Here is a 23,737-nt window from a genome sequence, read left to right as displayed (position 1 = left end):
GAATGGCTCAATGAGTTTATAGCGTTGGTTATATCACCATGAGCCTCGTAGATTCTAGCTCCAGAGTCCGCCGCCCTAAAGCTCTTCATGCCTATCTCGCATGTAGCCATCCTTCGTCAGGCGCGCTCGCAAGAGACGGCAGCTGCTTGGCTAGACTTGGGCAACAGTATGTGAGGCAACGCTATGAAGAATGAGTGTGGTTGGATCCCGCTGGCTGGAGACTCGCCTCGTCGCGAGTGTCTGAGCGGCGTGGAAAAGGTCGACTGGCTGGTGATTGGCGCGGGTATCACCGGGCTGTCGGCCGCTCATGCGCTGGCTGACATGCATCCGCAAGCCCGGATCGTCATCGTCGACCGGCAGCGCGCGGCGCAGGGCGCCTCGGCGCGCAATTCCGGGTTCGTGGTGGCCCACGAACAGCCTGGAGTCGATGAACTGGTCGGTAGCCAGGGCTTCGCCGGTTACGAAGTGGACACTGCGATCTCGCGCACCGCCAGTGAGGAAGTAAGCAAGCGTATTGCCCGTCTGGGCATCGAGTGCGAATTCAGGGACTCCGGCTATTTCTTCGCGGTCAGCGATCCGCACAAGCTGACGCATGTCGAGGCTCGGATGGAAACGCTACGGGCCGTCGGCGCATCTGCACAGTTCCTGGAAGGCGAACGCCTGGCACAGAAACTGGGCACCCGGCATTACCAGGCAGCAATCTGGTGCGGTAACGGCAACGCCCTGCTGCAGCCGGCGAAATACGTGAAGGGCCTGCTGGATGCGCTGCCAGACACTGTGACCCTCTACGAGGATACCGATATCACCGGCCTGGAGCGTCTGGACGGCGGGCGTCTGCGCGCCAACAGCCCTGGCGGCAGTATCGAGGCGAAGCAGGTACTGGTCTGCCTGAATGCCTTTCTCCCCCGCGTGGGCATCCGCGATAGCGGGACCTTCCCGATGGAGCTCAGCGCCAGTCTCAGCCGGCAGTTGAGCGACGAGGAATACCGCAGCATCGGCTGTGTGGAGCCTTGGGGCGTGTTGTCCACCCGACCGCTCGGAGCCACCGTGCGGTTCACCCCGGATCGTCGCGTGCTGATCCGCAACACCGCGGAATACCGAACCCGGGATTTGTCCGGCAGTGATCTCCTGAGCCGCCGCAAACACCATTTGCTCGGCTTGCAGCGACGCTTCCCCTGGTTTACCGAGCAGGACATCCAATACACCTGGACCGGGCACCTGAGCGCCTCGCGCTCCGGACAGCCCTATTTCGCCAAAGTCGAAGAGGGATTGTTCGCCGTGGCCGGATGCAACGGTTCGGGGGTCGCGCGCGGCACCCTCTGGGGGCGACTGCTTGCCGAACTGGCATCGGGTGGCGATTCGCCAATATTGCAGTCGGTCATGGACAGGGCCCAGCCCGGCTGGTTACCCCCCCGACCATTCTTCGACATCGGCGCAATGCTGCGTATGCAAGTGGAGGCAGTTAGAGCAAGGACGGAAATCTAGAAATCCCGGCTATCACAACAAGAACGAAAGCTCTTCAACAAGCAGGTGACCGAACATGAACGTCAACAAGAACTACCTCGCGGCATTGCTCACCACCTTTTCGGCAACGACTTACGCTGCCGGAGAAGTGAACATCTCCAACTGGAACAGCTATATCGCCGCCGATACCCTGAGCAATTTCACCAGGGACACGGGAATCAAGGCGACTTACGACACCCACGACAGCAACGAGGTTCTCGAGTCCAAGCTGATGACCGGGACTTCCGGCTATGACGTGGTCAGCCCGTCGAATCATTTCCTCTCCAAGCTGATCAAGGCGGGAGCGATTCAGAAGCTCGACAAGAGCCAGTTGCCTAACTGGAGCAATCTCGATCCGGTGCTTATGAAGGTGCTGGAGGTCAACGACCCGGGCAACCAGTATGGCTACCCCTACATGTGGGGCACGGTCGGCATTGGCTACAACGTCGAGAAGATCAAGGCGATATTCGGTAGCACCGAGATCACCCGCTCCTGGAGCATGTTGTTGGACGAGAACAACATCAAGAAGCTCAGCCAGTGCGGCGTGGCGATGATCGACAACCCCACGCAGATCCTGCCGATCACCCTCAACTACCTGGGGCTGCCCCACCATAGCCGCGACTCAGCGGACTACGCCAAGGCCGAGGACGCGCTGATGAAGGTCCGCCCCTACATCCAGTACTTCCACCAATCCAAGTACATCACCGATCTGGCCAACGGCGATATCTGCGCCGTCATCGGTTTCAACGGCGACATTCTGCAGGCGGCCAGCAGCGCCAAGGAGGCGAACAACGGGGTGGAAATAGCCTATTCGATCCCCGAGGAAGGCTCGACTCTGTGGTTCGACATGGTGGTGATGCCCAAGAGCGCGCCGCACGAAAAGAACGGCTACGCCTACATGAATTACCTGCTCGATCCCAAAGTCATCGCCAATATCAGCAACTCCATCCATTACGCCAATCCCAACCTGGCAGCGGACGTCTATGTCACCCCGTCCCTGAAGCAGGACCCGGCGGTTTATCCGCCGAAGAATGTGATGGACAAGCTGTTCACCGTAGAGGAGCTGCCATTCAAAATCGTGCGTCAGAACACCCGCCTGTGGACCAAGCTGAAAACCGGGACCTAGACCAAGCCGTTCGCTTAAGATGTTGAAAGTAAACGACTGAGCCCGTCTAGCTCGGGGCCTAGAAACAGAAAACCCTCGGAGAAATCATTTCCCGAGGGTTTTCTGTTTTCCGACCCAGGCGGGGCAAGGCTTTCAGCTCAACCCATCAACACCTTTACTGAACGCCCAGTTAATCCTCGCCGCCCATGCACCCGCAGCGGCTCGTTCGCCGAGCCACGTGCAGTCCGAGGCGGCCGGGGCCCAGGTGCACGCCTAACAGGCCGTTGAAAAATGTAGGCGAGGCAGCCGAGACAAGGCAAAAACGGCCGAAAAAGCGCAGTTTACGTGTTGTAAATGAGCATTTTGAGGCCGTTTTTAACGCCGTATCGGCAACGTAGGTAATTTTTCAACGGCCTGCTAAACGACAGGGAGTCGATGTGCCGCGATGCCCTGCTCAGCCCGGCTGCCGCCCCAGCAGCCGACCCTGATTGGCCGCGGCCATCTCGCGCAGGAAGTTCCAGGTGGTCTTCATCCGCGCGATGTCCTTCAACTCGATCGGCATTAGCATCCAGAAGGTGCGGGTGAACTCGACCTGCTCGCCCAGTACCGGCTGCAGGCGCGGGTCGGTGTCGGCGGCGAAGGACGGCAGGATGGCGATCCCGGCACCGGCGGCGCAGGCCTGCTGCTGGGCGATGATGCTGGTGCTGCGCAGCGCCACGTGGCGGGGCCGGCCGATCTCGTCGAGGTAGAACAGCTCCTTGCTGTACAGCAGGTCCTCGATGTAGCTGACGAAGGCATGCTCGCGCAGGTCTTCGCGCGACTGGATCGGCGCATGCTGCGCGAGGTAGCCGGCCGAGGCATATAGCCTGAGCACGTAGTCGCTCAGCTTGGTGATGATGAACGGCCCGCGCTCGGGGCGCTCGAGGGTGATGACGATGTCCGCCTCGTGGCGCGACAGGTGCACCATGCGCGGCACCGCCAGCAAATCGATGCCCAGATGCGGATAGCGCTGGGTCAGCTCGGCCAGTTGTGGGGCGAGCACCAGCGAACCGTAGCCCTCGGTGACGCCGATGCGCACCTGGCCGGACAGCGTGTCGCTGTGTTCGGCCTTGGCCTGTTCGATGGCGGAGAACGCGCTTTCCATGGCCTCGGCCTGCGGCAACAGATCGCGCCCGGCCTCGGTCAGGCTGTACCCCGCGGTACCGCGCAGGAACAACTGCGCATCCAGGCTCTTCTCCAGCGCCTGCACGCGGCGCGCCACCGTGGTGTGGTCGACGCCCAGGCGGCGCGCGGCGGCGGTCAACTTGCCGGCGCGCGACAGCTCGAGGAAATAGCGCAGGTTGTCCCAATCCATCCAGCGGCTCCGCTACCTGTGCAAAAACGCAGAATAACCTTGCACAAAGCCGCATTGCTACCAGCAAAAACGCACTGCTAGGATCGAAACACGGGTCTGAACGAGACCGCCCTCAGCAACCGCCTCGAAAGGCCGGAGCCCCAATGACTGCGCAAGCCAACACCCAAACCGCCGTGCCCACCGTCAAGCTGCTGATCGGCGGCCAGCTGGTCGAGTCCGCCAGCCGCGAATGGCGCGAAGTGATCAACCCGGCCACCCAGGAAGTGCTCGCCCGCGTGCCGTTCGCCACAGTCGAGGAAATGCACGCCGCCGTGGCCAGCGCCAAGGAAGCCTTCAAGACCTGGCGCAAGACGCCGATCGGCGCGCGCGCGCGGATCTTCCTCAAGTACCAACAGCTGATCCGCGAGAACATGAAGGAACTGGCGGCGATCCTCACCGCCGAGCAGGGCAAGACCCTGGCGGACGCCGAGGGCGACGTGTTCCGTGGCCTGGAAGTGGTCGAACACGCGGCCGCGATCGGCAACCTGCAGCTCGGCGAGCTGGCCAACAACGTCGCCGGCGGCGTCGACACCTACACCCTGCTGCAACCGCTGGGCGTGTGCGCTGGCATCACCCCGTTCAACTTCCCGGCGATGATCCCGCTGTGGATGTTCCCGATGGCCATCGCCACCGGCAACACCTTCGTCCTCAAGCCGTCCGAGCAGGACCCGATGGTGACCATGCGCCTGGCCGAACTGGCGCTGGAAGCCGGGGTGCCGGCCGGCGTGCTCAACGTCATCCACGGCGGCGCCGAGGCGGTCAACCTGATCTGCGATCACCCGGACATCAAGGCGGTGTCCTTCGTCGGCTCGACCAAGGTCGGCACCCACGTCTACAACCGCGCCTCGTTCAACGGCAAGCGCGTGCAGTGCATGATGGGGGCGAAGAACCACGCGATCATCCTGCCCGACGCGCACAAGGAGCAGACCCTCAACAACCTCGCCGGCGCCGCGTTCGGCGCGGCCGGCCAGCGCTGCATGGCACTGTCGGTGGCGATCCTGGTGGGCGAGGCACAGAACTGGCTGCCGGAGCTGGTCGACAAGGCCAAGAGCCTGAAGGTCAGCGCCGGCGTCGAGCCGGGCACCGATGTCGGCCCGCTGGTCTCCTGCGCGGCGCTGGACCGCGTCAGCAGCCTGATCGAGCGCGGCGTCGGCGAAGGCGCGCAGCTGGTGCTGGACGGCCGCCAGCCGCAGGTCGCCGGCTACGCCAAGGGCAATTTCGTCGGCCCGACCATCTTCTCCGGCGTCACCCCGCAGATGAGCATCTACCAGGAAGAAATCTTCGGCCCGGTACTGTGCGTGCTGCACGCCGCGACCCTGGACGAAGCCATCGAGCTGATCAACGCCAACCCGAACGGCAACGGCACCGCGCTCTTCACCCGCTCCGGCGCCGCCGCCCGGCACTTCCAGGAAGAGATCGACGTCGGCCAGGTGGGCATCAACGTGCCGATCCCGGTGCCGGTGCCGATGTTCTCCTTCACCGGCTCGCGCGCCTCCAAGCTCGGCGACCTCGGCCCGTACGGCAAGCAGGTGGTGCAGTTCTACACCCAGACCAAGACCGTCACCGAGCGCTGGTTCGACGAGAGCGAAGTCGGCGGCCCGGTGAACACCACCATCAACCTCAAGTGATGGCCGGGCTGAGGAGCCCGCTAGACGAGTGTTTCCGTAGGGTGGGTTAGCCGCGCAGCGGCGTAACCCACCACCGGCGTCATCGAGCACCGCGATTGCCGGCCTGACGGCCGGTCGGTGGGTTACGCCTTCGGCTAACCCACCCTATGCCAGACCATGCACCACCTGACTTGCACCTAGCTTTTTCTGGAGTTTGCACCATGGAATTTGAAACCCTGCTCCTGGACATCCAGGGACGCGTCGGCCTGATCACCCTGAACCGCCCCAAGGCGCTCAACGCCCTGAACAGCCAGCTGATCGCCGAATTGAATCAGGCGCTGGATCGCCTGGAAGCCGATCCGCATATCGGCTGCATCGTCCTCGCCGGCTCGCCTAAGGCCTTCGCAGCCGGCGCCGACATCAAGGAAATGGCCGAGCTGAGTTTTCCGCAGATCTACCTCGACGACTTCTTCGCCGCCGCCGACCGCATCGCCAACCGCCGCAAGCCGCTGATCGCCGCGGTGGCCGGCTACGCCCTGGGCGGCGGTTGCGAGCTGGCGCTGATGTGCGACTTCATCTACGCCGCCGACAACGCCCGCTTCGGCCTGCCGGAACTGACCCTCGGCGTGCTGCCGGCGCTTGGCGGCACCCAGCGCCTGACCCGTGCCCTGGGCAAGTCCAAGGCCATGGAGATGTGCCTGACCGGGCGGCAGATGGACGCCGCGGAAGCCGAGCGCGCCGGCCTGGTCGCCCGCGTCATCCCGGTCGAGCAACTGCTCGAGGAAACCCTCAAGGCCGCCCAGGGCATCGCCGCGAAATCCCTGCCGGCGACCATGATGGTCAAGGAAAGCGTCAACCGCGCCTTAGAGGGCAGCCTCAGCGAGGGCCTGCGCTTCGAGCGGCGGATCTTCCACGCGGTGTTCGCCACCGCCGACCAGAAGGAAGGCATGGCCGCCTTCGTCGAGAAGCGCCCGGCGCAGTTCAAGCATCGCTAGGCGGTTTGTCGGAGCGCAGGCCGTAGGGTGGATGTCGCTGTGCACATCCACCACCACGATGGTGGAAAACGCTGCGCGGTTTTCCACCTTACGTGACTGCCTGGCCCCCGTAGCCCACCAATAAGGATTCCATCATGCATATCGGTTTTCTCGGTCTCGGCAACATGGGTGCACCCATGGCCCGCAACCTGCTCAAGGCCGGCCACGCGCTGACCGTGTTCGACCTCTCCGCCACCGCCGTGTCCGGACTGGTCGAAGCCGGCGCCACGGCCGCCGCCTCCCCTGCCGCGCTGGCCAAGACCGACGTCGCGCTGATCATCACCATGCTGCCGGCCGCCGCTCACGTGAAGGGCGTCTATCTCGGCGAAGACGGCCTGCTGGCCAACGTCCAGCCCGGCGTGTTGCTGATCGACTCCTCGACCATCGACCCAATGAGCGCCCGCGAAGTGGCCAAGGCCGCCGTGGCCCGCGGCAACCCGATGCTCGATGCCCCGGTCTCCGGTGGCACCGGCGGCGCGGCGGCCGGCACCCTGACCTTCATGGTCGGCGGCGAGGCGGCCGACTTCGACCACGCCCAGCCGATCCTCGCCGCCATGGGCAAGAACATCGTCCACTGCGGCGGCGCCGGCAACGGCCAGGTGGCCAAGGTCGCCAACAACATGCTGCTGGGCATCTCGATGATCGGCGTCGCCGAAGCCATGGCCCTGGGCGTGGCCCTGGGCATGGACGCCAGCGTGCTGGCCGGGGTGATCAACACCTCCAGCGGCCGTTGCTGGAGCTCGGACAGCTACAACCCCTTCCCCGAGGTGATGGACAACGTGCCCGCCGCGCGCGGCTACAGCGGCGGTTTCGGCACCGATCTGATGCTCAAGGATCTTGGTCTGGCCACCGAAGCGGCCAAGCAGGCGCGTCAGCCGGTGCTGCTCGGCGCCACGGCGCAGCAGCTGTACCAGAGCTTCAGCCAGCAGGGCCATGGCGGCCTGGACTTCTCCGCCATCATCAAGCTGTACCGTCAGGAGGGCTGAGCATGAGCGAGTCCGCAGCCACCGTCCTGGCGACGGTGCGCAACCGCATCGGCCACCTGACGCTGAACCGGCCGGACGGCCTGAACGCCCTGACCCTGCCGATGATCCGCGCCCTCAGCCAGCAACTGCGCGCCTGGGCAGTGGACCCGACGGTCGTCGCCGTGGTGCTGCGCGCCAGCGGCGAGAAGGCCTTCTGCGCCGGCGGCGACATCCGCGCACTGCACGACAGCTTCCGCGCCGGCGACGATCTGCACACGGTGTTCTTCGAGGAGGAATACGCCCTCGACCAGAACATCCACGCCTACCCGAAACCCCTGGTCGCGCTGATGGACGGCTTCGTCCTCGGCGGCGGCATGGGCCTGGCCCAGGGCGCCGCGCTGCGGGTGGTCACCGAGCGGGTACGGATGGGCATGCCGGAGACCGGCATCGGCTACTTCCCGGATGTCGGCGGCAGCTACTTCCTCTCGCGTCTGCCCGGCGAGCTGGGCCTGTACCTGGGCATCACCGGCGTGCAGATCCGCGCCGCCGATGCGCTGCATGCGCGGCTGGCCGACTGGTGCCTGCCCAGCGAACTGCTCGCCGAGTTCGACCGCTGCCTCGACCAGCTGAGCTGGACCACCCACCCGCAGGAATCCCTGCGCACCCTGCTCGCCACCCTGGCCAGCAACCAATTGCCGGGCGCCGAGCTCAAGGCCCTGCAGCCGGCCATCGACGCGCACTTCGCCCAGGCCGATCTGCCGGCGATTCGCGCCGCGCTGCTGGCGGAAACCCGCCCGGAGTTCCAGGACTGGGCCGCGCAGACCGCCAAGCTGCTGGACAGCCGCTCGCCGTTGGCCATGAGCGTGACCCTGGAACTGCTGCGCCGCGGCCGCCAGCTGCCCTTGAGCGACTGTTTTGAACTGGAACTGCACCTCGATCGTCAGTGGTTCGCCAAGGGCGACATCATCGAAGGCGTGCGCGCGCTGCTGATCGACAAGGACAAGACGCCGCGCTGGAATCCGCCGACCCTGGCGCAACTCGACGCCGAGCGCGTGAACGACTTCTTTAGCGGCTTCCAGGCGGCCAGCGGCAAGTCCCAGCGCAGCGCGTAGGGTGGGTTAGCCGAAGGCGTAACCCGCCAGCCCTGTTGGACACCGCTGTACAGGGCGGCACCGCTGGTGGGTTACGCCGCTACGCGGCTAACCCACCCTTGTATCTCGACTATCGTCCCGTGAGGGGGATAGTCCCCGACTGATCATCGGGGGAGGGCCTGGAAGTCGTACCCACCCTAAGGCCTTGAGCCAGCTTTGTAGATAGAGCTCCAGCCCTCCACACTCACTCGAACAGTCCGAACGGTATCTAGGGCCCACGACAGGTGAGAGCTCGCATTCACAAGGTAGGGCCGGGTGCAGTGATGATCATCCTGAATGGATTAGCTGAGGAGTCTTCATGTCCAGCATCGTCGGCATCGACATCGCCAAGCACAGTTTCGACATCGCCACCCTGCAAACCAACGGTAAGTACCGCACTAAGGCCAAGTTGGCCAACAGCGCCGCCGGTTTCCAGGTACTACAGGAGTGGCTGCAGCAGTACGCCGAGCCGGGTGCCTGGCTCGTGATGGAGGCCACCGGCACCTATCACGAAGCGCTGGCCGAGCACCTGCACGGCCTGGGCTACCGGGTCTGTGTGATGAATCCCGCGCAGCTTGCCAGCTACGCCCGGAGCCAGCTGCAGCGGGTCAAGACGGACCAGGTCGACGCCAAGCTGATGGCCAGCTACGGCCAGCGGCACGTGGATGAGTTACGCGCCTGGCAGCCTGAGCCACCGGCGATACGCCGCCTGCGCGCGTTGGTGCGGCGTCTGCAGGACCTCAAGGAGATCGAGCAGATGGAGCGCAATCGCCTGGATGTCGCCGATGCCAGCGTGCAGGATTCGATCCGTTCGGTGCTGGAGCATGTCGAGCAGCAGATTGCCGAGACCCTGCAGGCCATCCGGGCACACATCGATGACGATCCGGGCCTGCGCGGTAAGCGCGATCTGCTGGTCAGCATCGATGGCATCGGCGAGCAGACGGCCGCCTTGCTCCTGGCGGAGCTGGGCGATCCGCTACAGTTCAAGAATGCCCGGGCGATCACCGCGTTCGCCGGGTTGAACCCGAAGCTGCAGGAGTCGGGCCAGCACAAGGGCCACGTGCGCATCTCCCGCGTGGGCTCGGCTCGTCTGCGCACCGGCCTGTACATGCCGGCGGTCGTCTCGCTGACCCACAATCCGGCCATCAAAGCCCTGGCACAGCGCCTGCGAGCCCGCGGCAAAGCCGGCAAGCAGATCGTCTGCGCGGCGATGCGCAAACTGCTGCACATCGCCTATGGCGTACTCAAGTCGGGCCAACCCTTTGATGCTCGCCTGGCCCTTGCCCACTGAGTGACAAGACGGTATCCACAAAAACCATGCCTAATACGTAAGCGGGACATAGCCAGCGGCAATCCTGAGCAACGCCACAGCACAAGAGAGAGACCCATGCATGACCTCGAACTAAGCGAAGAACAACGCATGATCCGCGACATGGCCCGCGAGTTCGCCCGCCGCGAGATCGCCCCCAAGGCCCAGGCCATGGAGAAAGCCGGCTGGATCGACGACGGCCTGGTGGCGCAGATAGGCGAGCTGGGCCTGCTCGGCATGGTGGTGCCGGAGCAATGGGGCGGCTCCTACGTCGACTACGTCGCCTACGCCCTGGCGGTGGAAGAGATCGCCGCCGGCGACGGCGCGACCGGCGCGATGATGAGCGTGCACAACTCGGTCGGCTGCGGGCCGATCCTGCGCTACGGCACCCAGGCACAGAAGGAAGAATGGCTGCCGAGCCTGGCCAGCGGCCAGGCCATCGGCTGCTTCTGCCTGACCGAACCGCAGGCCGGCTCGGAAGCGCACAACCTGCGCACCCGCGCCGAGTTGCAGGACGGCCAATGGCTGCTCAACGGCGCCAAGCAGTTCGTCACCAACGGCAAGCGCGCCAAGCTGGCCATCGTCTTCGCCGTCACCGACCCGGAGCTGGGCAAGAAGGGCCTGTCGGCCTTCCTGGTGCCCACCGACAACCCCGGTTTCGTCGTCGACCGCCAGGAACACAAACTGGGCATCCGCGCCTCCGACACCTGCGCGGTGAGCCTGAACAACTGCAGCATCCCCGCGGCCAACCTGCTCGGCGAGCGCGGCAAGGGCCTGGCCATCGCCCTGTCCAACCTCGAAGGCGGGCGCATCGGCATCGCCGCCCAGGCCCTCGGCATCGCCCGCGCGGCGTTCGAGGCGGCACTGGTCTACGCCCGCGAGCGGGTGCAGTTCGGCAAGCCGATCAGCGAACACCAGAGCGTCTCCAACCTGCTCGCCGACATGCACACGCGCCTGAACGCCACTCGGCTGCTGGTCCTGCATGCCGCACGTCTGAAGACTGCCGGCCTGCCCTGTCTGTCGGAAGCCTCGCAGGCCAAGCTGTTCGCCTCGGAGATGGCCGAGCAGGTGTGTTCCAGCGCCGTGCAGATCCACGGCGGCTACGGCTATCTGGAGGACTACCCGATGGAGCGCTACTACCGCGACGCGCGCATCACCCAGATCTACGAGGGCTCCAGCGAAATCCAGCGCCTGCTGATCGCCCGCGAGCTGGCCCACTACCCGCTGTAACCCCGTAGGTTGGGTTGAGGCCCGTAGGATGGGTTGAGCTTGCGATACCCATGCGGCCTTGGGGCATCGCGATGGGTATCGCTGCGCTCAACCCATCCTACCCATCTGTAAGAGCCTGTTTCGGATCTCGCGAGCTAGAGCGAGACAAGGCGCAACGCAGCGAAGCGGAGTAACAGCCGCAGGCTGGCCCGTAGGGCGAGCGGAGCGAGTCAAACAGCCGAAGAAGCGCAGTTTACGAGTTGTAAATGAGCATTCTGAGGCTGTTTTTAACGCCGTATCGCCGACGCGCAGCAGATCCGAGACAGGTTCTAAGCACGAAGCCGGGCAGGCTGCCAAAGCCTTGCTCTCGCCGGGTGCCCCGGCCTTAAACTGGCGCCCCGTCGAGCAGGTGCCCCATGGACATCAAGCAACTGAAGTTTCTCATCGCCCTGGATGAAACCCGCCACTTCGGCCAGGCGGCGGCGCGCTGCCATGTGACCCAGCCGACCCTGTCGATGCGCCTGAAAAATCTGGAGGAGGAACTGGGCCTGGCACTGGTGCGCCGCGGCCAGCGCTTCGAGGGCTTCACCGCCGAGGGCGAGCGCATCCTGGCCTGGGCGCGCAGCCTGCTGGCCGCCCACGACGGCCTGTACGCCGAGGCGTCGGCCTGTCGCGGCCAACTGGTCGGCAGCCTGCGCCTGGGCCTGGTGCCGCTCGCCGGCTTCGACCCGATGCGCCTGCTCGGCCTGTTCGCCCACGCGCACCCGCACCTGCGCTTCCAGCTGTTCGCCTTGAGCAGCGAGCAGATCCTCGAACGCCTGGCGCGCAACCAGCTCGACCTCGGCCTCGGCTACCTCGAACCGCTCGACCGCAGCCAGTTCGACTGCCTGGAACTGGCCGACACGCGCATGGGCCTGCTGTATGACCGCCGCCACTTCGGCTTCGAACAAGCGACGTTCAGTTGGGAAGAACTGGAAAAGCTGCCGCTGGGCCTGCTGTCGAGCGGCATGCACTTTCGCCAGTCGATCGACCACGGCTTTCGCAGCCGTGGCCTGAGCCCCAGCCCGCTGCTGGAAAGCGACGCCGTGCATAGCCTGTTGCAGGCGGTCAACGCCGGCCTGTGCTGCGCGGTGATGCCGCTCAACAGCGGGCTGGATGCGCTCACCGAGCACCTGCGCCTGCTGCCCATCGAGGACGCGCGCACCCTCGCACCACTGGGCCTGATCCTGCGCCGCAGCGCGCCGCGTTCGGCCCTCGGTGAAGCCTGCTTCGCGGCGGCGCGCACGCTGCTGGAAGAGCAGGAGCGATAGAGCGGCTCGATCAGAGCATCGGCACGACTGATTAGACGCCCGCCGCCCATGGGCTTAGGCTGGCCGAGTCAATCTGTCGCAGGGGTTCAGCCCATGTCGCGCCCTCTTTCCCTGTGCCCCGCCAGTCCGCTGCCACCCAGCGGCTATGCCTACGCCGAACTCGCCAGCCCGGCCCCGGCGGCCACCGCCCTGCTGGCCGAGGAGTGTGCGCTGGCGCTCAGTTACAACGGCATCAACCAGGCGGTGATGATGGTCTCGCCCAGCGCCCTGGAAGACTTCGCCATCGGCTTCAGCCTCGGCAATGGCCTGGCGGCCTCCATCGACGATATCTATGACCTGAAGCTGAGTGGCAGCGGCACTGCCCGCCACGCCGAACTGCAGATCAGCAGCCGCGCCTTCTGGGCGCTCAAGCAGCAGCGCCGGCAGCTGGCCGGCAGCAGCGGCTGCGGCCTGTGCGGCGTCGAGTCGCTGCAGCAGGCGCTGCCGCAACTCGCCGCGCTGCAACCCGGCCCGCTGCCGCCGGCGGCGCAGTTGCAGGGCCTGCGCCAGCGCATCGGCCAGGCCCAGCACCTCGCCCAGCAGAGCGGCGCCGTGCACGCCGCACTGTTCGTCGATGAGCAGGGTGAGATCCGCCTGTGCCGCGAGGACATCGGCCGCCACAACGCCCTCGACAAGCTGATCGGCGCCCTGCAGCGCCAGGGCCTGGACTGCCGCAGCGGTTTCGCCGTGGTCACCAGCCGCTGCAGCCTGGAGCTGATCCACAAGGCGCTGCGGGCCGGCTTCACCACCCTGGTCAGCCTCTCCGCGCCGACCGCGCTGAGCGTGCAATGGGCGCGCCAGCACGGCCTCAACCTGATCCACCTGCCCCACCACAGCGCGCCGCGGGTCTACAGCCCGGCGCCGCAGTCGCACGAGAGCCTGCCATGAGCCTGCAAGCCGAACAACCGCGCTACAAACCCTACAAGGGCGCCGCCGCCGGCTGGGGTGCGCTGCGCAGCGTGACGCACGCCTGGCTGGACAGTAAGCAGCCGTTCAAGAACCTGCGCGCCCTGCTGCAGACCAACCAGCACGGCGGCTTCGACTGCCCCGGCTGCGCCTGGGGCGACTCGCCGGAAGACGGCCACATCAAGTTCTGCGAGAACGGCGCCAAGGCGGTGAACTGGGAAGCCACCAAGCGCCGCGTCGATGCCGCCTTCTTCGCCCGCTACAGCGTCAGCCAGCTGCGCGAGCAGAGCGATTACTGGCTGGAGTACCAGGGCCGCCTGACCGAGCCCATGCGCTACGACCGCGCCAGCGACCACTACGTGCCGGTCGCCTGGGACGCCGCCTTCGCCCTGATCGCCAAGCATCTGCACGCCCTGGAAAGCCCGCACCAGGCCGAGTTCTACACCTCCGGGCGGGCCAGCAACGAGGCGGCGTTCCTCTACCAGCTGTTCGTCCGCGCCTATGGCACCAACAACTTCCCCGACTGCTCGAACATGTGCCACGAGGCCAGCGGCGTGGCCCTCGGCGAGAGCGTGGGGGTCGGCAAGGGCACGGTGACCTTCGCCGACTTCGCGCACGCCGACGCCATCTTCGTGCTCGGCCAGAACCCCGGCACCAACCACCCGCGCATGCTCGAGCCGCTGCGCGAGGCGGTCAAACGCGGCGCCCAGGTGGTCTGCTTCAACCCGCTGAAGGAGCGCGGCCTGGAGCGTTTCCAGCACCCGCAGCATGCCCTGGAGATGCTCAGCAACGGCTCCGCGCCGCTGAACACCGCGTTCTTCCGCCCGGCCCTGGGCGGCGACATGGCCGCCCTGCGCGGCATCGCCAAGTTCCTGTGGCAGTGGCAACGCGAGGCCGAGGCCAGCGGTGCGCCGGCGGTGTTCGATCAGGCCTTCATCGCCGCGCATACCGACGGCCTCGACGCCTACCTGACCGCACTGGACGCCAGCTCCTGGGATTCACTGGTCAAGCAATCCGGCCTCAGCCTGGCCGAGATCGAGCAGGCCGCGCGCCTCTACCGCAACGCCGAACGGGTGATCATCTGCTGGGCCATGGGCATCACCCAGCACCATCATTCGGTGGCGACCATCCAGGAGATCAGCAACCTGCAGCTGCTGCGCGGCAACCTCGGCCGCCCAGGCGCCGGCCTGTGCCCGGTGCGCGGTCACAGCAACGTGCAGGGCGACCGCACCATGGGCATCAACGAGCGGCCACCGGCGGCGCTGCTGGATGCGCTGGAGCGGCGCTTCCAGTTCCAGGTGCCACGCCTGCACGGCCACAACACGGTGGAAGCGATCAACGCCATGCTCGAGGGCCAGGCGAAAGTGTTCATCGGCCTCGGCGGCAACTTCGCCCAGGCCACCCCGGACAGCCCGCGCACCCATCAGGCCCTGGAGAACTGCGCGCTGACCGTGCAGATCAGCACCAAGCTCAACCGCAGCCACCTGACCTGCGGCGCCGACGCGCTGATCCTGCCCTGCCTCGGGCGTACCGACATCGACCGGCAGGCCGGCGGCCCGCAGGCGGTGACGGTGGAAGACTCGTTCAGCATGATCCACGCCTCCCATGGCCAGCTCGAGCCCCTGTCCGCGCTGATGCGTTCGGAGCCGGCCATAGTCGCCGGCATCGCCAAGGCCACCCTCGGTAACCGCCCGGTCGACTGGGACGCGCTGATCGCCGACTACGCGCGCATCCGCGAGCTGATCGCCGATACCCTGCCCGGCTTCGAAGATTTCAACCGGCGCCTGCAGCATCCCGGCGGTTTCTATCTGGGCAACTCGGCCGGCGCGCGGCAGTGGAATACCGCCGGCGGCAAGGCGCGCTTCATGGCCAACGCCCTGCCGGCCAGCTTGCTGCACGCCAAGGTGCGGCAGAGCGGCGAGCAGCCGGACCTGATCCTGCAGAGCCTGCGCTCCCACGACCAGTACAACACCACCATCTACGGCCTCGACGACCGCTACCGCGGGGTCAAGGGCCAGCGCCGGGTGCTGTTCGTCAACGAAGCGGACATCCGCCGCCTGGGCTATGAACCGGGGCAGAAGGTCGATCTGTTGTCGCTGTGGAACGATGGCGTCGAACGCCGGGTACAGGGCTTCACCCTGCTGGCCTTCGACATCCCGCCGGGGCAGGCGGCCGCCTACTACCCGGAAACCAACCCACTGGTGCCGCTGGACAGCATCGGCGCCGGCAGTCACACGCCGACCTCGAAGTTCATCGCCATCAAGCTGGCGGCCAGCCGCGGCGACGCCGCGATTCGACTCGCGCAGGGGTAAGCGCTCAGCCAGCACCAGCCCCGTAGGATGGATTGAGCGCAGCGAGACCCATCGCGATGCCCCACGGCAGCATGGGTATCGCAAGCTCAACCCATCCTACAAGCGCCACGAGATACCGCCCTCACAGCCGTAGGGTGGATGTCGCTTTGCACATCCACCGCCGCTGGTGGACAACGCTGCGCGGTTGTCCACCCTACGTCCCACACGACCCAACGCCGGCCGCGGACTGCTCCGGGGCCGGCGTGGTGTGGTCCGGCGCTTACTTGCCGGCGGTCAGGGTGGTGTAGCTGGTGATCAGGTTGCGGTAGTCGGGGATGTGGTTGGAGAACAGCGTGCCCAGCCCTTCGATGTCGTTGCGCCAGTCGCGGTGCAGCTCGCAGGCCAGGCCGAACCAGGTCATCAGCTGTGCGCCGGCGGCGGACATGCGGTCCCAGGCCGAGTGGCGGGTGAGTTCGTTGAAGGTGCCGGAGGCGTCGGTGACCACGAACACCTCGTAACCCGCCTCGATCGCCGACAGCGCCGGGAAGGCCACGCACACCTCGGTGACCACCCCGGCGATGATCAGCTGCTTCTTGCCGGTGGCCTTCACCGCCTTGACGAAGTCCTCGTTGTCCCAGGCATTGATCTGCCCGGGGCGGGCGATGTACGGCGCCTCCGGGAAGGCGGCCTTGAGCTCCGGCACCAGCGGGCCGTTGGGGCCGCTCTCGAAGCTGGTGGTGAGGATGGTCGGCAGCTTGAAGTACTTGGCCAGGTCAGCCACCGCCAGCACGTTGTTCTTGAACTTGTCCGGTTCGATATCGCGTACCAGCGACAGCAGGCCGGTCTGGTGATCGACCAGGAGGACGGCGGCGTTGTTCTTGTCGAGACGCTTGTAGGGAGTTGCCATGATGGATCTCCTTGCTTCAGGGGAAAGCCGTGCGCCGGACGGCGCACGGCGCATGGGTCACTTGCGCTGGGAGTCCAGTTGCTCGTGGTTGTTCACCACCGCCTGAGCCTTGATGTAGCTCTCGATCAGCAGCTGGTAGTGCGGGAAGACGGCACTGTAGGCCTCGGCCCACTGGGCAGCGTCCGGGCGGTTCCAGGTCTGTTGGACCTCGGAGCAGACGGATGCCGTGTCCATGGGCACCACGCCGGCCTGGACAATTCGCGCCAGGGTGATTTCCTGGGCCATCTTCGAGTAGGTGCCGGAGGCGTCGATCACCGCGAACACCTGGTAGCCGGCGTTCACCGCGGCGATGCTCGGGAAGGCCATGCACACGCTGGTGATGGTGCCGGCGATGATCAGTTGCTTGCGGCCGGTCTTCTCCACCGCAGCGACAAATTCCGGGTTGTCCCAAGCGTTGATCTCGCCCTTGCGCGCCACGTACTGGGCATGCGGCGCGGCCTCGTGGATCTCGGGGATCAGCGGGCCGTTCGGCCCCTGCGGCACCGAGGCGGTGGTGATCACCGGGATCTTTGCCAGGCTGGCAATCTTCGCCAGGGTGATGGCGTTGGCGCGCAGCTCGGTCATCGGCATGTCCTTGACCGTCTGGAACAGGCCGCTCTGATGGTCGATCAGCAGCATCGCGGCGTTATTGGGATCGATCTTCGGGGTCTTGCCGTTGAAGTTGGCCACTTGTGCGAAATTGTTCATATCCACGTCCTCTACTGAAAGGCCGGCTCCGGCCTGTTGGGAAACCCGCACTTCCCTGCGCGGGTAAGCATCCAGACTAGGCGGTGGCCGAGTCCGGCATGTGACGTTCAGCCGGCCATTCGTCCGAAGCGACCAGACTGGAAATCGCTGATCGCCTGGTCGATCTCCGCCTGGCTGTTCATCACGAAGGGGCCGTAGCCGACCACCGGTTCGTCGATCGGCTCGCCGCTGAGCAGCAGTACTGTGGCGTCGCCATTGGCCTCCAGCTGCAGTTCGTCACCGGCGCGCTCGAACAGCACCAGTTGCGCCTCGCGCACCAACTGCTCGCCGTTCACCTGCACGCTGCCACGCAGCACCACCAGCGCCGTGCTGCGGCCGGCGACGACCGGCAGGGTCACCGGCTTGTCGCGCTTGAGACGGATGTCCCACACGTCCATCGCCGTGAAGGTCTGCGCCGGGCCCTGGTTGCCGCCGTAGGCACCGGCGATCAAACGCAGGCTGCCGGCCTCATCGGGCAGCGCCAGCTGCGGGATGTCGGCGTCGAGGAGGGTCTGGTAGCCGGGCGCGGCGAGCTTGTCGCGGGCCGGCAGGTTGACCCACAGCTGGACCATCTCCAGGGTGCCACCGCTGCGGGTGAAGGCCTCGGAGTGGAACTCCTCGTGGAGGATGCCGCCGGCGGCGGTCATCCATTGCACGTCGCCGGGGCCGATCTTGCCGCCGCTGCCGGTGGAGTCGCGGTGCTCCAGTTCGCCCTGGTAGACGATGGTCACCGTCTCGAAACCGCGGTGCGGGTGCTGGCCGACGCCACGCGGCCGCTGCGCCGGGGCGAACTCGTGCGGCCCGGCATAGTCGAGCAGCAGGAACGGGCTGATGTGCGAGCCGAGGCTGTCGTAGGAAAACAGCGAGCGCACCGGAAAACCGTCGCCCACCCAGTGCGGCCGGGGGCTGCTGTAGATGCCTTGGATCTTCTTCATGGGGTGCCTCCTGTAGTGGATGGAGACACGATAGAACTGCAACGCTGCGGCCGGTAGATCGGCTAAATTGCCTGCAGAGTTCTATTTGGAGAACACTGATGGAAGACCTCAACGACCTCTACTACTTCGCCCAAGTGGTCGAACACGGCGGCTTCGCCCCCGCCGGACGCGCGCTCAACACGCCGAAATCCAAGCTCAGCCGGCGCATCGCCCTGCTCGAGGAGCGCCTCGGCGTGCGCCTGCTGCAGCGCTCGACGCGGCACTTCTCGGTCACCGAACTGGGCCAGGAGTACCATCGCCACTGCCTGGCCATGCTGGTGGAGGCGGAGGCCGCCCGCGAGGTGATCGAGCGCACGCGCTCGGAGCCGCAGGGCCTGGTGCGCCTGAGCTGCCCGACCGCGCTGCTGAATTTCTGGGTCGGGCCGATGCTGGCGCGCTTCCTGGTCCAGTACCCGCGCATCAGCCTGCAGGTGGAGAGCACCAACCGCCAGGTCGACCTGATCCAGGAAGGCATCGACATCGCCCTGCGCATCCGCTTCCCGCCCCTGGAGAGCAGCGACCTGGTCATGAAGGTGCTCGGCGACAGCAGCCAGTGCCTGGTGGCCAGCCCGGAGTTGCTCGCCGCGCGGCCCGGGCCGCTGACGCCGGCGGATCTGAGCGACCTGCCGAGCCTGCACTGGGGCTCGGCGAAACGCGAATATGCCTGGGAATTGCACGGCCCCAACGGTGCGCAGGCCGCCGTGCGCTACACGCCGCGGCTGGTCACCGACGACCTGGTCGCCCTCTGCCAGGCGGCGCGGGCCGGGGTCGGCGTGGTGCATCTGCCGGAAGTGGTGGCGCGCGCCAGCCTGGAAGCCGGCAGCCTGGTCGAGATCATCCCGCAGTGGGCGCCACGCACCGGCATCGTCCACGCGGTGTTCACCTCGCGCCGTGGCTTGCTGCCGTCGGTGCGCACATTGCTGGACTTCCTCGGCGAGGAATTCGCCCGCAGCGATATCTCCTGAGCCGCAAGCCGTAGGGCGTGAACGCGGGTCGTAGGTTGGGTTGAACCGCGCAGCGGCGATACCCAACGGCGGGGATGTTGAGTATCGCTTCGCTCAACCCAACCTACCAAACCGTCCCGCCTCGCAGGCCATGCACTCGCAGGCAAAAAAAACGGCGGGCACCAAGGCCCGCCGCAGACAACGCTGGAGCGGCGGCGCGAGAACCGCGCCGCCGTCCGGGCTTACATCACGTCGCTGTACAGCTCGACGTGGTGGTCGGCGTCGCCCCAGCTCATGTCGATGCACAGCAGGCGCTTGGCATACCAGCCGCAAGACAGCTCGTCGGTCATGCCCATGCCGCCGTGCAGCTGGATGGCGGTCTGGCTGACCAGGCGGCCGCTGCGACCGATCAATGCCTTGGCCGAAGACACCGCCTTACGGCGCTGCACCGGGTCTTCGCTGTCCAGGTTGGCGGCGGCGAAGTAGGTGATCGAACGTGCCTGCTCGACGGCGCCGAGCATGTCCGCGGCCTTGTGCTGCAGGGCCTGGAAGCTGCCGATGGCGACGCCGAACTGCTTGCGGGTCTGCAGGTATTCGATGGTCAGAGCGGTCAGCTTGTCCATCACCCCGACGGCCTCGGCGCACAGCGCGAAGATGGCGCGGTCGACCGCCCACTCGAGGTCGGCGTAGCCGCCATCCAACTGGCCGAGCAAGGTGGCCGGCGCATTGTCCAGTTGCACTTCGGAGACGCGCTGGCCATCCAGCGCCGCGAAGGTGCGCAGGCTGACGCCGACCACCTGGGTGTTGACCAGGAACAGGCTGATGCCGGCCTTGTCGAACTGGCTGCCGGAGGTGCGCGCGGAAACGATCAGTTTCTGCGCGCTGTCGGCATGCAGTACGACGGCTTTCTGGCCGTTCAGCACATAACCGTCACCCTGCGCCTTGGCGCTGGTGGCCACGTCGTTCAGGTCGAAGCGGGCTTGCGGCTCCAGCGCGGCGAGGGCCACACGCAGGTTGCCGACGGCCAGTTCCGGCAGCAGCTCGGCCTGCTGGGCGGCGCTGCCGAGTTTGCCGATCAGGCTGGCGCCGACCACGGCGGTGGGCAGGTAGGGCTCGAGCAGCAGGCCGCGGCCGAAGCCTTCCATCACCAGCAGGTTTTCCGCCGGCGAGGCGTTCAGCCCGCCGAAGTCTTCCGGCACGTTGAGGGCCAGCAGGCCGGTCTCGGCCAGCGCATTCCAGTTGTCCTGCGACCAGCCCTGGGCGCTGTCGGCCAGCTTGCGCCGTTTTTCGAAGTCGTATTCGCGTTCGATGAAGCGGCCGACCATTTCGGCCAGCATTTGTTGTTCGTCGTTCAACGAGAAGTCCATGCCGTTTTCCTCACAGACCGATGGTCATTTTGGCGATGATGTTGCGCTGCACTTCGTTGGAGCCGCCGTAGATGGAGATCTTGCGGTAGTCCAGGTAGTGCGGCGCCATGGCATTGAGCAGTTCGCCGTTGGCGGTCTCACCGTCGAAACCCCCGTCCATGGCGTGCGGCACGAACGGCACGGCGTACGGGCCGGCGCATTCCATCATCAGCTCGGTGAGGGTCTGCTGGATTTCCGAACCACGGATCTTCAGGATCGACGGCTCGATGCCGACGCCACGGCTGTTGCTGGCCAGTTGGCTGAGCAGGCGCTGCAGGGACCAGTCATGGGCGTGCAGTTCCATTTCGACACGCACGATCTTCTCGCGGAACACGCGGTCCTCGAGCATCGGCTTGCCGTGCTTGAGCGTTTTGCCGGCGATTTCCTTGAGCTGGGTCAGGAAGCGCTTGCAGCTGCCGACGCCGGCGATGCTGGTGCGCTCGTTGCCGAGCAGGAACTTGGCGATGGTCCAGCCCTTGTTCTCTTCACCGACCAGGTTGCTGACCGGCACGCGGACGTTGTCGAAGAACACTTCGTTGACGTCGACGCCGCCATCCAGGGTCTTGATCGGCCGTACGGTGATGCCGGGGCTGGCCATGTCGATCAGCAGGAAGGAGATGCCTTCCTGCTGGCGGCCTTCGCTGTTGGTGCGCACCAGGCAGAAGATCCAGTTGGCCCAGTGGGCGAACGAGGTCCAGATCTTCTGGCCGTTGACGAGGTAGTCGTCGCCGTCGCGCTCGGCACGGGTTTTCAGCGAGGCGAGGTCGGAACCGGCGCCTGGCTCTGAGTAGCCCTGACACCAGTTGTCGTCCTGGCGGATGATGCGCGGGAGGAAGTAATCCTGCTGCTGCACAGTGCCGAACTTCTGGATCACCGGGCCAACCATCGCCAGGCCGAACGGCATCTGCCGCGGTGCGCCGGCCTTGTACACCTCTTCCTCGAAGGTGTTCTTCTGGCTGGCGTTCCAGCCACAGCCGCCGAACTGCTTCGGCCAGCCCGGCGCGCCCCAGCCGCGCTCGGCAAGGATTTTCTGCCAGCGGCAGCTGTCGTCCTTGGACGGATGCTTGAAGGCCAGCACCCTACCGCTAATGTCGCTCGGCAGGTTGGCGGCGACGAACTCGCGCACTTCCTGGCGGAAGGTCTTGTCTTCTGGGCTTTCGTTGAGGTTCATAGAACACCTTTCAGCTAAGCGAACTGCCCTTGCGGGCTCAGCGTTCGATACTGCCGTTGTTGAGCACCACCACACACGGGCAGCGTTGCCCATGTGGGTGAATCACAGCGTTGTCACGGCGCCGGAACTGCCGCCGAGTGGAGCCCGGATTGAAGCACGCTAGCCCACGCGGGTGCGTCGGTCCAATGAACGTCGTTCGTTTGAACTAACAGCCCCTGTGCCGCGCTTCGCAGCGGCGAATTTGAGCGCAAGACTCGGAGTGCGCCGGGGTGACAGCCGGCCTAACCTTGCGGCAACCTGAACGATCGCCAGGGTGAAGCCCGATGAAGACAGCCAAGCAACTCCCGCCCAGCGCCACCGAGCGCGACCCGCGCTGGGCCGCCGTGCTGGCCCGCGACCCGGCGGCCGACGGCCAGTTCGTCTACGCGGTGAAGACCACCGGGGTGTATTGCCGGCCGAGCAGCCCGTCGCGCCGGCCACGGCCGGAGAACGTCGAGTTCTTCGCCAGCGCCGCCCAGGCCGAAGCCGCCGGCTATCGGCCGAGCAAGCGCGCCGCCGCCGATCAGGTCAGCGTCGCGGCGCAGCATGCGGCGCTGGTCGCCGCCGCCTGCCGGCAGATCGAGACGGCCGACGACCTGCCCGGTCTGCGGCAGCTGGCCACGTCCGCCGGCCTCAGCCCGCACCATTTCCATCGGGTGTTCAAGGCCGTCACCGGACTGACGCCCAAGGCCTACGCCAGCGCCCACCGCGCCCGCCAGGTGCGCGAGCGCCTGGGCCACGCCGGCTCGGTCACCGAGGCGCTGTACGACGCCGGCTTCAACTCCAACAGTCGCTTCTACGAGGCCGCCGACCGCCTGCTGGGGATGACCCCCAGCAGCTACCGCGCCGGCGGCGTCGACACCGCGATCCGCTTCGCCATCGGCCAGTGCTCGCTTGGCGCGATCCTGGTGGCGCAGAGCGAACGCGGGGTATGCGCCATCCTCCTCGGCGACGATCCGGAGGCGCTGCTGCGTGAGCTGCAGGACCAGTTCCCGCGGGCCGATCTGATCGGCGGCGAGCCTGACTTCGAGCAACTGGTCGCGCGGGTGGTCGGTTTCATCGAGGCGCCGGCGCTGGGCCTCGACCTGCCGCTGGACGTGCGCGGCACCGCCTTCCAACAACGGGTCTGGCAGGCGCTGCGGGAGATTCCGCTGGGCAGCACGGCCAGCTACGCCGAGATCGCCGCGCGCATCGGCGCGCCCAAGGCGGTGCGCGCGGTGGCCCAGGCCTGCGGCGCCAACCACCTGGCGGTGGCGATTCCCTGCCATCGGGTGGTGCGCAGCGACGGCGCCTTGTCCGGTTATCGCTGGGGGGTGGAGCGCAAGCGCACGCTGCTCGAGCGTGAGACGCCGGCATGAGCCGGCAGTGGACGCTGCTCGGCGCCGACGGCCAGCCGTTCCTCAGTGACCGGCCGGGCAGCCTCGGCGGCCATCGCCGCAGCCACATCTATGGCCGCCTCGATTGCCCGGTGGCGCTGCGCCTGATCGCCAAGGGCCACGACCTGCGGCGTAATCGGGTGTTCTTTCTCGACGAAGTGAGCGCCTGCGCCGCCGGTTATCGACCCTGCGCGCGCTGTTTGCCCGAGGCCTATAAGCGTTGGAAGGCTGATCTTGGGGACATGGATTAGGCGCGTCGGGGGCTGGCGCCGTGACTCATGTCCGGGTAGGCACACCTCGCCAACCGAACGCCCGCCCCTCTCCCTAGCCCTC

20 protein-coding genes are annotated in these 23,737 nt (G+C 66.3%); 14 read left to right on the top strand and 6 right to left on the bottom strand.

Going from position 1 to position 23,737, the window contains the following annotated elements; all coding sequences use genetic code 11:
* Positions 1–183 precede the first annotated feature (183 nt).
* Both D3880_RS03760 and D3880_RS03755 read left to right on the top strand, forming a co-directional pair.
* Entirely contained in the window at positions 184–1,485 is a 1,302-nt protein-coding gene (locus D3880_RS03760) for an NAD(P)/FAD-dependent oxidoreductase (protein WP_119892190.1), read from the top strand.
* Positions 1,486–1,540: 55 nt separating this feature from the next.
* Positions 1,541–2,629 (top strand): polyamine ABC transporter substrate-binding protein, encoded by a 1,089-nt coding sequence (locus D3880_RS03755; protein ID WP_119892189.1) that lies wholly within the window; start codon positions 1,541–1,543, stop codon positions 2,627–2,629.
* Positions 2,630–3,062: 433 nt separating this feature from the next.
* Here the strand turns inward: D3880_RS03755 and D3880_RS03745 are convergent, their stop codons facing one another.
* On the bottom strand, positions 3,063–3,962 hold the full coding sequence (locus tag D3880_RS03745; RefSeq protein WP_119892188.1) for a LysR family transcriptional regulator: 900 nt from the start codon (positions 3,960–3,962) through the stop codon (positions 3,063–3,065).
* A 143-nt stretch (positions 3,963–4,105) separates the two neighbouring features.
* On the opposite strand from D3880_RS03745, the gene D3880_RS03740 reads away from it, so the two are divergent.
* The 9 genes from D3880_RS03740 (at position 4,106) to D3880_RS03695 (ending at position 15,822) form a co-directional block, all read left to right on the top strand.
* A complete protein-coding gene (locus tag D3880_RS03740; protein ID WP_119892187.1) occupies positions 4,106–5,629 on the top strand; it encodes a CoA-acylating methylmalonate-semialdehyde dehydrogenase in 1,524 nt (507 codons plus the stop codon).
* A gap of 200 nt (positions 5,630–5,829) precedes the next feature.
* Positions 5,830–6,603, top strand: coding sequence for an enoyl-CoA hydratase (locus D3880_RS03735; protein WP_119892186.1), 774 nt, complete (start codon positions 5,830–5,832; stop codon positions 6,601–6,603).
* A gap of 134 nt (positions 6,604–6,737) precedes the next feature.
* A complete protein-coding gene (gene mmsB / locus D3880_RS03730; RefSeq protein ID WP_119892185.1) occupies positions 6,738–7,628 on the top strand; it encodes a 3-hydroxyisobutyrate dehydrogenase in 891 nt (296 codons plus the stop codon).
* A gap of 2 nt (positions 7,629–7,630) precedes the next feature.
* A complete protein-coding gene (locus tag D3880_RS03725) occupies positions 7,631–8,719 on the top strand; it encodes an enoyl-CoA hydratase/isomerase family protein (protein WP_119892184.1) in 1,089 nt (362 codons plus the stop codon).
* A 337-nt stretch (positions 8,720–9,056) separates the two neighbouring features.
* A complete protein-coding gene (locus D3880_RS03720; protein ID WP_119891558.1) occupies positions 9,057–10,028 on the top strand; it encodes an IS110 family RNA-guided transposase in 972 nt (323 codons plus the stop codon).
* Between the two features lie 96 nt (positions 10,029–10,124).
* The gene (locus D3880_RS03715; protein ID WP_119892183.1) at positions 10,125–11,276 is read left to right on the top strand and encodes an acyl-CoA dehydrogenase family protein; all 1,152 of its coding nucleotides are present in this window, start codon (positions 10,125–10,127) and stop codon (positions 11,274–11,276) included.
* A gap of 395 nt (positions 11,277–11,671) precedes the next feature.
* Positions 11,672–12,565 (top strand): LysR family transcriptional regulator, encoded by an 894-nt coding sequence (locus tag D3880_RS03705; RefSeq protein WP_119892181.1) that lies wholly within the window; start codon positions 11,672–11,674, stop codon positions 12,563–12,565.
* A gap of 93 nt (positions 12,566–12,658) precedes the next feature.
* Positions 12,659–13,492 (top strand): formate dehydrogenase accessory sulfurtransferase FdhD, encoded by an 834-nt coding sequence (fdhD, locus tag D3880_RS03700; protein ID WP_119892180.1) that lies wholly within the window; start codon positions 12,659–12,661, stop codon positions 13,490–13,492.
* Positions 13,489–15,822, top strand: coding sequence for an FdhF/YdeP family oxidoreductase (locus D3880_RS03695; RefSeq protein ID WP_119892179.1), 2,334 nt, complete (start codon positions 13,489–13,491; stop codon positions 15,820–15,822). Before fdhD ends, D3880_RS03695 begins: the two co-directional genes overlap by 4 nt.
* Positions 15,823–16,081: 259 nt before the next feature.
* Here the strand turns inward: D3880_RS03695 and ycaC are convergent, their stop codons facing one another.
* The 3 genes from ycaC to D3880_RS03680 all read right to left on the bottom strand — a co-directional run bounded on the left by ycaC (position 16,082) and on the right by D3880_RS03680 (position 18,429).
* Positions 16,082–16,708 carry an isochorismate family cysteine hydrolase YcaC gene (gene ycaC, locus D3880_RS03690; protein WP_119892178.1) on the bottom strand — a complete coding sequence of 209 codons (627 nt, stop codon included), beginning with the start codon at positions 16,706–16,708 and terminating at the stop codon, positions 16,082–16,084.
* Between the two features lie 57 nt (positions 16,709–16,765).
* Positions 16,766–17,455, bottom strand: a complete 690-nt coding sequence (locus D3880_RS03685) for a hydrolase (RefSeq protein WP_119892177.1) — start codon at positions 17,453–17,455, stop codon at positions 16,766–16,768.
* Between the two features lie 107 nt (positions 17,456–17,562).
* Complete coding sequence (locus D3880_RS03680; RefSeq protein WP_119892176.1) at positions 17,563–18,429, bottom strand: pirin family protein; 867 nt, start codon at positions 18,427–18,429, stop codon at positions 17,563–17,565.
* Between the two features lie 95 nt (positions 18,430–18,524).
* On the opposite strand from D3880_RS03680, the gene D3880_RS03675 reads away from it, so the two are divergent.
* Positions 18,525–19,433 carry a LysR family transcriptional regulator gene (locus tag D3880_RS03675; protein ID WP_119892175.1) on the top strand — a complete coding sequence of 303 codons (909 nt, stop codon included), beginning with the start codon at positions 18,525–18,527 and terminating at the stop codon, positions 19,431–19,433.
* A 221-nt stretch (positions 19,434–19,654) separates the two neighbouring features.
* Here D3880_RS03675 and D3880_RS03670 read toward each other — a convergent pair whose 3' ends face one another.
* Together D3880_RS03670 and D3880_RS03665 are read right to left on the bottom strand one after the other, a co-directional pair.
* Positions 19,655–20,779, bottom strand: a complete 1,125-nt coding sequence (locus tag D3880_RS03670; protein ID WP_119892174.1) for an acyl-CoA dehydrogenase family protein — start codon at positions 20,777–20,779, stop codon at positions 19,655–19,657.
* A gap of 10 nt (positions 20,780–20,789) precedes the next feature.
* Positions 20,790–21,989 carry an acyl-CoA dehydrogenase family protein gene (locus D3880_RS03665; protein ID WP_119892173.1) on the bottom strand — a complete coding sequence of 400 codons (1,200 nt, stop codon included), beginning with the start codon at positions 21,987–21,989 and terminating at the stop codon, positions 20,790–20,792.
* Between the two features lie 323 nt (positions 21,990–22,312).
* On the opposite strand from D3880_RS03665, the gene ada reads away from it, so the two are divergent.
* Together ada and D3880_RS03655 are read left to right on the top strand one after the other, a co-directional pair.
* Positions 22,313–23,386: a bifunctional DNA-binding transcriptional regulator/O6-methylguanine-DNA methyltransferase Ada gene (gene ada, locus D3880_RS03660; protein ID WP_119892172.1), complete on the top strand. Its 1,074-nt coding sequence runs from the start codon at positions 22,313–22,315 to the stop codon at positions 23,384–23,386.
* A complete protein-coding gene (locus tag D3880_RS03655) occupies positions 23,383–23,655 on the top strand; it encodes an Ada metal-binding domain-containing protein (protein ID WP_119892171.1) in 273 nt (90 codons plus the stop codon). The genes ada and D3880_RS03655 overlap by 4 nt, the downstream gene beginning before the upstream one ends.
* Positions 23,656–23,737: the final 82 nt, after the last annotated feature.

The organism is Pseudomonas cavernae (genome assembly GCF_003595175.1).
GTDB lineage: Bacteria > Pseudomonadota > Gammaproteobacteria > Pseudomonadales > Pseudomonadaceae > Aquipseudomonas > Aquipseudomonas cavernae.
Note: the sequence above shows the minus strand (reverse complement) of the source record. Positions and strands in the feature narration are given on the sequence as shown.